Genomic DNA, 11,625 nt, shown 5'->3' with positions numbered 1-11,625 from the left:
CACCTCAAACAACTTAGAATAGTGTATAGACAATACGTTCATTTGCTATGATTAAGCACATATGTTACTCATTATGACACAGGAGATATCAATGTTTAGAAAACATACAGCTTTTAATGAAAGGTTTAAGAGATCCGATGGAATATTACTGTTTCTTACAGCCTTATTGACCGCCATTGCTAGTGAATTTAAAGTAGTTCCTTTCAATGGCGAGGATTTTCGTTTCGGCTTAGGAAGCATTACTTTCTTCCTGCTAATTCTAATTCGCCGCCCAGCATCACTTGTACGAACCGGGCTTGTTACAGGTATAATAGTCGTTTGTTTTCGTCTATTTGGGGATATAGTGCTTGGTGAAGTATCTATATCGATCAGCTTAAAAACTCATTTACCTGCTTTTTTATTCTATTTTTCATTTGCACTCGGATTAAAAGTCATACGAATTGAAAAATATAAGACATCCCCGCTTCTTTTAGGGGCATGGGCCACAGGACTAGAAATTGTCGGAAACGGCGCTGAGCACCTTACACGTTATTGGTTATTAAACCACACAAACCTAGGCTTTCGGGAATGGGCATTATTAAGCGGGGTGGCATTACTTCGAAGCTATTTTGTAGTAGGGTTATTTAGTTCGATCACTGTTTCAGAGCAAAAGAAACAAATGCAAGAGATGCTTGGGTTTGGTTCAGAATTATATGCTGAAACGTTATATTTACAGAAATCCATGAATCATATAGAAAAAGTTACTGCATCTAGCCATGATTTATATCGAACATTAAAAATGAAAAATCTTGAGGAACTAAGTGTACAAGCACTACTTATCGCACAAGAAATACACGAAGTAAAAAAGGATTCGCAACGAATTTTGTCAGGACTTACTAAAATAACCGAACAAAAAAAAGACGCGAATCTCTTACTTTCGGACGTGCTAAACCTCGTAGTTACTGCAAATGAAAAATATAGCGAACTGTTAGAGAAAAATATTAACTTTCAATTAACCTCGTCCATTGACTTCGAAACCGATCTACATATTCCGCTCCTTGCATTATTAAATAATCTTACTGCTAATGCAGTCGAGTCTATTATAAATAGAGGTAATATCAATCTGACGGTATTTGAGGAATCCGAGCAGACGCGCATTATTATAAAAGATTCAGGCAAGGGCATTCCTAAGGAAGATGCATCGATCATTTTTGAACCTGGATATACAACGAAGTTTAACGACCGCGGTGTTGCCGCAACGGGGATCGGCCTCTCACATGTACAAGAAATAATTCAAATGTTAGAAGGGGAAATCCAAATAGAGCTACCAAAGGAAGGGACTATCTTCCACATGAACATACCAACGAAAAATATTAGAAAGAGAGTTGAACAAAGCTGCGATATTTTATTGTAGATGATGATACAGCTAGCCGTAAAATGCTGGAAAAAATCATAACAGAGGGCGAACTCGGGGTGGTAATTGGTGAGGCAGAAAGCGGAGTGAAGTCCCTCTCACTAATTCTTTCCACCTATCCTGACGTTGTCTTGATAGATTTATTAATGCCAGAACTAGATGGAATTGAAACTGTAGCGCATTTGAGAACAGAAGGATTTAGCGGACAATTTATTATGATTTCGCAAATTGTGAATAAAGAAATGGTCGGAGAGGCTTATGAAAAGGGTGTAGAATTTTTTATTCATAAGCCCATTAATCGTGTGGAAGTGTATAGTGTGTTAAAAAAAACAGCAGAACAGTTTCGTCTGAAGAATTCTTTAATGGAGATCCGTGAATCACTAGCACACATGGAACCAACTAAAATGACGCACAGACAGAGAAGTGTAAAGGAAATCGTTTTGTCGATATTAAATGATATGGGGATTATTGGAGAAGTAGGAAGCGATGATATCGTATCGATCATGGAAGTCCTTATGGAATGCAGTGAAAGAGTTGCCCCATTGCCTCCTTTAAAAGATTTATATGAGGAAGTTGCTCGTAAGACGGTAGCGAAAAATGTAAATATTAAAAAGGAATGTAAAGCAATGGAACAGCGTATCCGAAGAACAATACTTACAGCAGTCAATAATTTAGCGTCACTGGGAACAATTGATTACGCAAATCCTGAGTTTGAATATTACGCGCCCCGTTTTTTTGACTTTCAAGAAATAAGAAATCAAATGAAGCATATAAAGGAAGGAAGTAATGGGCCAACTAAAGTAAAAATTAATAGTAAGAAGTTCCTTCAAGTGCTGTATCTTGAAACAGAAGATAAATACATTCGGTCTTAGATATGCTGTAACTTACTGATAATCGATTTATCCTGTATTATTATCCTTTTCCAAGAAAAAACAAAGAATAAAATGTCGGATTTTGTAGGATTCAATAAGTTGCCTTTAAAATATTGAGAAAGCTTATTTCTGTAAAGAATGCGTTTTCAATAGATGGAAAGAGGTGACTTATTGATGAAGAAAAAGTTTAAGTTTACTTTGGCTTATCAAATTCTAATCGGGTTAATTTTGGGAATTATTATCGGCGCGATTTTCTTCGGAAATCCTGGCGTAGAAAAATATTTACAACCGATCGGTACAATGTTTTTAAATATGATTAAAATGATAGTTGTCCCAATTATCATTTCTACTTTAATTGTCGGTGTTGCTGGTACGGGTGATATAAAACAATTGGGTAAACTAGGCGGGAAAACGCTGCTTTATTTTGAAATTGTTACAACAATTGCTATTCTTGTTGGTTTGCTATCAGCAAATATTTTCAAGCCTGGTGTTGGTTTGGACATTTCTACCTTGACTAAAGGTAATATTGATCAATATATTCAAACAACAGAAGAAGTGCAAAATAATGGATTTATGGATATTATCGTTAATATTATTCCGAGCAATATTATCGAATCAATGGCAGCAGGTGATATGCTGGCTATCATCTTCTTTTCCGTCTTATTCGGTTTAGGAGTTGCGGCGGTTGGCGAAAGAGGAAAACCAGTACTTGCTTTTTTCCAAGGTACTGCGGATGCTATGTTCTGGGTAACAAATCTTATCATGAAATTTGCTCCATTCGGTGTATTTGCTTTAATTGGAGTAACAGTATCTAAGTTTGGATTGGAATCATTAATCCCACTTGGAAAGTTAATGATTCTCGTATATGCAACGATGGCCTTTTTTATTGTTGTCGTGCTTGGGATAATTGCGAAGATCTGTGGCATAAATATTTTCCACATTATTAAAGTGCTGAAAGACGAGCTTATTTTAGCTTATTCCACATCAAGTTCCGAGACAGTATTGCCAAAAGTGATGCAAAAAATGGAGCGATTTGGATGTCCGAAAGATATTGTTTCCTTTGTCATCCCAACTGGCTATTCATTTAACTTGGACGGATCTACACTATATCAAGCACTTGCAGCAATTTTCATTGCTCAGATGTATGGGATTGATTTAAGTATTATAGAACAAATTACATTGATGTTGGTATTAATGGTTACATCAAAAGGGATTGCTGGTGTACCAGGAGTTTCCTTCGTTGTTCTATTGGCTACTTTAGGAACGGTAGGTATTCCACTTGAAGGACTTGCATTCATTGCTGGAATCGACCGAATTCTAGATATGGCGAGGACAGTTGTTAATGTAGTAGGTAATGCTTTAGCTACAGTTGTTATGTCTAAGTGGGAAGGTCGATTTGACACGGAGAAAGAACAGAAATACTATGCTTCAGTTAAAAGAATTGCTTAACGTGAAGATTTGTTTTACTAATACAATCTAACTTTTGGAAAAAGTTAATGGAAGCGAAAAGTGTCAGATCCTATTTTTTAGGAACTGACACTTTTTCTTTGAGACGAAAGTGCTTCCAATTTAAATAGTAAATTCACGATGGAAAATTAGGAGTATAATGTGAAGAGAATAAAAGATTACAACAGGAGTAGTGACCAGTGGAGAAACAAAATAGCAAATATAGATGGGTTGTTTTTGCAGCCGTATTGTTTACGTATTTTTTAATTGTGAGTCAGAGAACAGCACCAGGATTAATTTCAGATCAATTGATGAAGGATTTCAAACTCACAGCTTCTACAATTGGGTTACTAACAAGTATTCAATTTTTAGCATATGCTTGTTTACAAATTCCAATTGGAATTTTGACTGATCGTTTTGGCCCCAACCTTTTTCTTATAGTGGGGGCATTGCTAAATGGTATAGGTACTTTAATTTATAGTCTTGCACCTAATGAAATTGTTCTGTTCCTCGCTAGATTAATGGTAGGAATGGGAGATGCGACCATTTGGGTCAGTGTGGTTTTAATATTAAGTCAATGGTTTAAAGTGAAAGAATTTATTGGTTTACTTGGTATAGCTGGAATGACCGGTAGTTTTGGCTTCTTGATGGCGACCGTTCCTTTTTCAGCATGGATTACTTTATCGGGTTGGAGAACACCATTTTTTATAATAGGATTGTTGTTATGTCTTTGCGGGTTACTTCTTTATGTTGTACTCGTTAAAAAGCCAAAACAATTGATGAAAAACGATTCCAATACAACTCCTGCTAAAAAAGATCGAGTACGAGAAAAGACGTTAGTAATGTTACGCCGTATATTTTCTAGTCGTCAAGCGTGGGCAACATTCTTTTGTCATTTTGGTCTTGTCGGTACATATGTAGGATTTATTGGTTCTTGGGCAGTACCATATGGGATGCATGTGTATGGAATGACGCGATCGGATGCGAGTCAGCTCATTATGATTGGTCTTGTTGGTGCAATCGTAGGTGCACCTCTTACAAGTTGGATTGCAAGCCGTTTAGAATCATTTAAACGACCATATGTTGTTGTTCATATGATTATCTTTTTGAGTTGGGTTGCATTGCTATTATTTAGTGGAAAGCCTCCGTACTTTATGCTGATTATACTTTTCTTGATTATTGGTTACGGGAATGGAGCAAGTGCATTAACGTTTGCGATAGTTCGCCAATCTTTTGATATAAAAGAAGTTGGTGTTGTCTCGGGATTTGCCAATACGGGAGGGTTTTTAAGTGCCGTTTTATTACCAAGCATATTTGGAAAAGTACTAGACCATTTTCAAGCTTCTCCAGATAGTGTTGGATATCACTATGGTTTTATTATTCCGGTCATATTCTCAATGATTGGTTTGATTGGTGGACTTCTCATTAAGGAGCAACGCCAGGATGCAAAGCAATCAGGTGAATTAATGGTTTAATGTATATGTGATTTGAATAGTGAGTAGTCATAAATTGTCTATAATATCTTTTGGAAAAATCAATTTCTATATTATTTGTTTATCAAATCATTTACTATGGGAGTAAGTATAAACGAAAGTTTAATACGAAAAAAACATGGAGAACCTGTTAGTGAATCGCGGTCATTACTTAATGTAGTGATAACCATGAACAGCCATAAATAAAACGGAGCTTCTGGCATAGGCTATAAAATTTAAATGAAGCTAGTACAAATAATAAAAAAAGAGAAAATAAGAGGGTGAAGAAATGAATTGTCCAGTTTGTGATGAAGTCCGTATGCGCGAGGTAGAGAAGGATGATGTTCTCATTGATATTTGTCCAAATTGCAAAGGAGTTTGGTTAGATCGGGGAGAGCTTGAGAAAATTACGGAAGGTTTACGCGAGGATCAAAGATATTCTGAAAGATCCGATCAATCTTATAACCAAGACTATCGGGATGACCGAGATTACCGAAAAGATGACTACAGAAAAGACTATGATTCAAAACACTATCCAAAGAAAAAACGAAAAAAATCAATGATTGATATACTTAGTGATTTTTTATAAAAGGCTCCGCTCCCGTACTTCAATGAAGATGGAGTAATCACAGGTAGTGAACATGTTTCACAAGCTGAAGCATTGGGAAATCAGCTAGGGATTCACTTGATTAATGAACGTAAAGAAACCTGAAGGATGGGTAAATTCCCTTTAGGTTTTTTCTGCTTAAAACGCAAAAAGGCATTGATAAAACAAGCAAAACATCTTGATGAAGGAGCGAGGCATTGGATATAAAATTAAACCAAAGGTTAATTAAAGAAATGTGCGGTATAGTCTCCTTCAAAAGAGGAGACGCTTTTTACCGTGCTAATAAAGTAACATTTGAAAATTATGGTCCTGATAGTTGTGAAGCAACGGTTGCTGGAATGGAAGATTTCCAAGTTACGATTAAAAAGGATGAGAGTCGTGGTTTACTCACGAAATGCAACTGCCCTAAGCTGGCTACCTTTCAAATGGATTGTCAGCATATTGCAGCCGTATTATTATCGATTTACGGACTTCAGCGTCAAGGAACAATTAGTCGAAACGAAATTCAATCTGATTCCCCAACGAATCATGTTCTGACGGAAGGTTTGCTGACCCTATTTAATGACCATCCTGTCCGATCAACCGGCCATCAGCTTCACTTTGAAAATAGGCAAGTGCTTGATGCGGAGTTTACGTGTAAATCCGTTACTGTTGGAAATGACCAACATATGATCGGGATAAAAGTAAAGATCGGTCCGACTACTGTGCAAAATATTAGGGATTTCCTTGGGCATGTGAAAGATGGGCGTCCTAGCTGCATTTCTCAGTTATTCACGTATGACCCAAACCTTCATTGCTTTCAAAAGGAAACAGATGCTTTGATTCAGCAACTTATCCAACTTATCCATGATGAAAAAGTGTATATTGACGGGTTGCCAGATAAATCGGCTTATATACACAATCAGCATATTCTACTCATTCCTCCATCTACCTGGGATAGGATCCTTCCTATACTTGAAAGAGCACCATTGGTGAAATTGGAATACGGTGGGCATACATATACTGGTCTCCGTTTATCGAACGAACGGCTTTCTTTACAGTTTGACTTTTCTGAATCCGAAGAAAAAGATTATCAACTGAAAATTGAAGGGCTAAGTCTAATGGTTATGTTGGATTCATATAGCTCTATCTTATCTGAAGGAAAACTAATAAAACTGAAGAGCGAAGACTATAAACGCCTCTCTGACTTAAAAAGGTTGCTTGACGCTTCAGGAACAAGTGAAATTTCGATACCTCAAGGGCAAGCTAGTTTATTCATGGAAAAAGTTGTGCCAGGCTTAAAAAAGTTAGGTAATGTAGAAATATCGGGAAGTTTATATAAACAGCTAGTTAAAACTCCGTTAATCGCCAAAGTTTACTTGGATCGTGTGAAAAACCGGCTGCTTGTCGGGATTGAGTTTCATTATGAAAATATCATGATTAATCCATTGGAACCTACTAAGACTTCCCAGGCAAACCGTTCCTTCATAAGGGATGTAGATAAGGAAGAGGAGATCCTGCGTCTAATAGAGGAGAGTTTATTTGCTAAGACGGACGGCGGATATTTTTTACATAATGAAGAGTTGGAATATGAGTTTTTATATTATGTCGTTCCGAAACTTCAGAAGCTTGTACAAATATATGCAACTACAGCTGTGAAAACTAGGATAGTCAAAGGAAATAATCGGCCTCGGATCAGGGTGAAGATGAAAAAGGAAAGGACCAACTGGCTAGAATTCAAATTTGAGATTGATGGTATTCCCGAAAAAAACATTCGAGAAGTGCTATTGGCGCTAGAAGAAAAACGGAAGTACTATCGACTTGGGAATGGATCAATTCTCTCATTGGAGACTAGGGAATTTGAAGAAGTGAAACGCTTCTTGGATGTACTTCCAGACCAGCATGAAGATTTAGAAAATGGTTTGAAATTACCGCTTGTTCGAGGTCTACAGCTTCTTGAATCCTCCGATGATCGCGATGCATTCACATTGGAAGAATCATTTCTTCAGTTTTTGGAAAGTATCCATAGTCCCGGAAACTTGGAGTTTGAAACACCAAAAAACTTGGAATTGATATTACGAGACTACCAAAAGGATGGTTACAAATGGATGAAAATACTTGCCCACTACGGGTTCGGTGGGATTCTTGCAGATGATATGGGACTGGGAAAAACACTGCAAAGTATCACGTTTATTTTATCTGAATTACCCAATATCCGTAAAAGGAAGCAACCAGTCCTAATTGTTTGCCCATCATCCTTGACGTATAACTGGCTAAATGAAATCATGAAGTTTTCTCCGAATATACAAGCGGTTGTCGTTGATGGTAATAAAATGGAACGGTCCAATATACAAAAGGATATTGTGGACATCGATGTTCTTATTACCTCCTATCCGTTATTGCGCAGTGATATAAGCTGGTATGGGAAACAATTTTTTCACACTGTTTATTTTGATGAGGCACAGGCATTTAAAAATCCTGTGACACAAACAGCGAAAGCGGTGCAGAAAATTCAAGCAGATAATCGCTTTGCACTTACTGGTACACCGATAGAGAATTCGTTGGAGGAACTTTGGTCTATATTTCGAGTCGTTTTTCCAGAGTTATTTAAAGGGTTTAAGGAATATAGTAATCTTCCAAGGAAAACGATCGCTCGAAGGATTCGTCCATTCTTGCTTCGGAGGTTGAAAAAGGATGTACTTGCGGAACTTCCTGAAAAAATCAAATTGCTGGAATCGGCGGAGTTGCTTCCTGACCAAAAGAAACTTTACGCTGCCTATTTGGCTAAGCTCAGACACGATACATTGAAACATCTCGATAAAGATACACTTCGGAAAAATCGTATCAAGATTTTGGCGGGTTTGACCCGATTACGTCAGATTTGTTGTCACCCTGCCTTGTTTGTGGATGGCTATAAAGGTAGTTCGGGGAAGTTTGAACAGCTGCTGCAAATTTTAGAGGAATCTAAGCTTTCAGGAAGAAGGGTATTGATTTTCTCACAATTTACAAAAATGCTTGGACTTATCAGTAGAGAATTAGCTATTCAAGGGAGATCCTTTTTCTACCTTGATGGGCAAACCCCATCGGCAGAACGAGTGAAAATCTGTAATCGGTTTAATGCAGGTGAACATGATTTATTCCTCATTTCTTTAAAAGCAGGAGGTACAGGTCTTAATCTGACGGGTGCAGATACCGTTATTCTATACGACATTTGGTGGAATCCAGCAGTTGAGGAGCAAGCAACTGACCGTGCATATCGCATGGGTCAGACAAACGATGTACAGGTCATCAAACTTGTTGCCCGCGGTACAATTGAAGAAAAAATGAATGAATTGCAAGAAAAGAAGAGGCACCTAATTGAAGAGGTAATTGATTCTGAAGAGAATACCACAGCTACTTTTAACGAAGAGGACATTAGAGAAATATTAATGATCTAAATAATATGACATCGATTATTAGAATGAGGTCAATACATAAAATAAAGTATAACGACCATATTTCTTTTGTCAATATTACACTCAAGACCCTTCTGTTTATTAGTTGTGGTCTTTTTTTTGTTTTAAAAAAGTTATTGACAAATTTAGTTAAACTGTTTAATATTTAATCCACCTAACATTTAGTTTTTTGAAATACCTACTTAAGGAGGAGAACGAAATGGATTCTCTGGTGAATCGAGTTCAAATTGCGCTTCAATTATTCAAGCGGAATATGGAATCTGATGTTCAAAATACGTTTGAATCCGAAATTACTAGACCACAGACGTTTATGTTGTACGCTCTTAGCAAATATGGGCAATGTAAGATCTCGCATCTTGCGGAAATGATGGAAGTAAAACCTAGCGCCATTACAGTGATGATTGATCGACTGGAAGGGGCTGGTTATGTCAAACGGACCCATGGTACTGTTGATCGCAGATCCGTGCTTGTTGAAATGACTCCCTTAGGGAAAGAAGCATTAGAAAAGGCGATTCAGGGAAGAAATGAAATCTTAAAAACGTACTTATCTCGACTAGAACAAGAAGAAATTCTTTTGTTTACAGAGTTGTTGGAAAAATTGGTAGGTTCCGAAAAGTAAAGACATAGAAAAAAGGAGTGTAGAACTTGGGAGATTTGACACAAAAGAAAAAAGTAACAATTATGATTGCGATTATGGTAGCGATGTTCTTTTCAGCCATTAATCAAACCATTGTGAGCACTGCAATGCCGCGAATTATTGCAATTCTCGGTGGAATGGAGCTTTACACATGGGTTATTACAATTTATATGCTTACGTCAACGATTGCAACGGTGCTCGTTGGTAAGCTGTCTGACATATATGGACGTAAACCGTTTATTCTTGCCGGTATTGGCTTTTTCATGGTTGGTGCATTTCTAAGTGGTTTTTCTAATGATATATATCAATTGATCATATATCGCGGAATACAAGGTGTCGGGGCAGGTATTATTATGGCATCCGCATTTACAGCTGTTGGGGATTTATTCTCACCTCGTGAACGTGGGAAATGGACCGGTCTAATGATGGCTGTCTTCGGTTTCTCCAGCGTTCTTGGACCACCGCTTGGAGGCTGGTTGGTGGACAATATGGACTGGAAATGGTTGTTCTGGATCTTCTTACCGTTAGGTATTGTTGCATTCGTATTGATTCTTAAGCTTTTCCCAAAAGTCGAACGCAAAGCAGCGGAAAAAATCGATTATCTAGGTATGCTTTTTCTTAGTTTAGCGATTATTGCTTTACTTCTAGGCTTTTCATGGGCGGGAACGAAATATGATTGGGGATCTTTTGAAATAATTGGCTTATTTGCAGCAACGATTGTTTTTATCATTACCTTTGTATTCGTAGAGAGAAAAGCAACAAGTCCAGTACTCCCATTATCGTTGTTCCGTAATGATATTGTAACGATATCGAATAGCATTGGGTTTATTATGAATGCCGGTATGATGGGAGCGCTTATTTATCTTCCGTTCTTCGTACAAGGCGTAGAAGGGATTTCACCAACATATTCAGGCTATGTAACAATGCCGATGTCAGTCGTCATGGTTATCTTTAGTGCTGTAATCGGTAGGCTAATCAGCAAAACGGGAAAATACAAACGATTTGCTCTCATCGGAATGCCAATAATGGTTGCTGGTATGCTCATCATGGCATTTATGAATAGTGTATGGCTTGCAGTCGTTGCGATGATCGTATTTGGGGCCGGACTTGGTATTGGGATGCCAGTATTCACACTAACGGTGCAAAATGCAGTCAGTCCCGCACAACTTGGTGTTGTAACGGCATCCTCTCAATTGTTCCGTAATTTAGGGGGGACGATTGGAATTGCCATCATGGGGACGATCATGCAGTCTCGCTTAGTCAAAAATATGAAGGCTGCAGTATCTGGGGATGGAGCGAATGTCGCGCAACTTGATCCGAAAACAGCGGAACAATTAGCTGCATTCCAAGATCCACAAATGCTGCTTGATCAGCCTAAGATGGAACAGTTGAAAGAGACGCTCCCGGCGGACTTGCAGCCGGTCGTGACGCAAATGATAGATACACTTCGTGACGCATTAAGCGCATCACTAACCACTGTTTTCCTTGCAGGTGCAGCATTGGTTGTAGTCGCTTTACTACTTACTTTTTTCTTAAGAGAAATTCCGCTGCGTACATCCAATAAAATGCCGGAGACAGAGAAGGAAGTGGGTAATTCTAGCAAAGTGAATCCCCGCCCAGTTAATTCAAACTAAAAAGGTGGGGACCGAGAGATGGTCCGAACCATTAGACTGACGAGAAAGCTCGACAGTCATTTTTTCTACTTGTTTAAAACAGGTCAATCGTAAACAATATGATTCATGATATACTTAGAGCATAGATTCG

At 37.9% G+C, this 11,625-nt stretch carries 8 protein-coding genes; all 8 read left to right on the top strand.

The window, feature by feature from the left end:
* The first annotated feature begins 91 nt into the window (after nt 1-91).
* Nucleotides 92-1,393 (top strand): sensor histidine kinase, encoded by a 1,302-nt coding sequence (locus MHB53_RS15565; RefSeq protein WP_340919990.1) that lies wholly within the window; start codon nt 92-94, stop codon nt 1,391-1,393.
* Nucleotides 1,375-2,265, top strand: coding sequence for a response regulator (locus MHB53_RS15560; protein ID WP_340924761.1), 891 nt, complete (start codon nt 1,375-1,377; stop codon nt 2,263-2,265). Before MHB53_RS15565 ends, MHB53_RS15560 begins: the two co-directional genes overlap by 19 nt.
* A 174-nt stretch (nt 2,266-2,439) precedes the next feature.
* On the top strand, nt 2,440-3,714 hold the full coding sequence (locus MHB53_RS15555) for a cation:dicarboxylate symporter family transporter (RefSeq protein WP_340919987.1): 1,275 nt from the start codon (nt 2,440-2,442) through the stop codon (nt 3,712-3,714).
* Nucleotides 3,715-3,911: 197 nt separating this feature from the next.
* Nucleotides 3,912-5,186: an MFS transporter gene (locus tag MHB53_RS15550; RefSeq protein ID WP_340919986.1), complete on the top strand. Its 1,275-nt coding sequence runs from the start codon at nt 3,912-3,914 to the stop codon at nt 5,184-5,186.
* Between the two features lie 286 nt (nt 5,187-5,472).
* Nucleotides 5,473-5,772, top strand: a complete 300-nt coding sequence (locus MHB53_RS15545) for a TFIIB-type zinc ribbon-containing protein (RefSeq protein ID WP_340919983.1) — start codon at nt 5,473-5,475, stop codon at nt 5,770-5,772.
* 215 nt (nt 5,773-5,987) lie between these two features.
* On the top strand, nt 5,988-9,206 hold the full coding sequence (locus MHB53_RS15540; protein WP_340919981.1) for a DEAD/DEAH box helicase: 3,219 nt from the start codon (nt 5,988-5,990) through the stop codon (nt 9,204-9,206).
* Nucleotides 9,207-9,423: 217 nt separating this feature from the next.
* Nucleotides 9,424-9,843, top strand: a complete 420-nt coding sequence (locus MHB53_RS15535; protein ID WP_340919978.1) for a MarR family winged helix-turn-helix transcriptional regulator — start codon at nt 9,424-9,426, stop codon at nt 9,841-9,843.
* Nucleotides 9,844-9,869: 26 nt separating this feature from the next.
* Nucleotides 9,870-11,495: an MDR family MFS transporter gene (locus tag MHB53_RS15530; RefSeq protein ID WP_340919975.1), complete on the top strand. Its 1,626-nt coding sequence runs from the start codon at nt 9,870-9,872 to the stop codon at nt 11,493-11,495.
* The last annotated feature ends 130 nt before the right edge of the window (nt 11,496-11,625 follow it).

This window comes from Bacillus sp. FSL K6-3431, from assembly GCF_038002605.1.
Classification (GTDB): Bacteria; Bacillota; Bacilli; order Bacillales; family Bacillaceae_C; genus Lederbergia.
This window is presented reverse-complemented; position numbering and strand designations above follow the sequence as displayed.

What these genes read in the sequence shown, in the direction of transcription:
- MHB53_RS15565 (WP_340919990.1), top strand. Translation starts at nt 92, where the DNA reads ATGTTTAGAAAACATACAGCTTTTAATGAAAGGTTTAAGAGATCCGAT.
- MHB53_RS15555 (WP_340919987.1), top strand. Translation starts at nt 2,440, where the DNA reads ATGAAGAAAAAGTTTAAGTTTACTTTGGCTTATCAAATTCTAATCGGG.
- MHB53_RS15545 (WP_340919983.1), top strand. Translation starts at nt 5,473, where the DNA reads ATGAATTGTCCAGTTTGTGATGAAGTCCGTATGCGCGAGGTAGAGAAG.
- MHB53_RS15535 (WP_340919978.1), top strand. Translation starts at nt 9,424, where the DNA reads ATGGATTCTCTGGTGAATCGAGTTCAAATTGCGCTTCAATTATTCAAG.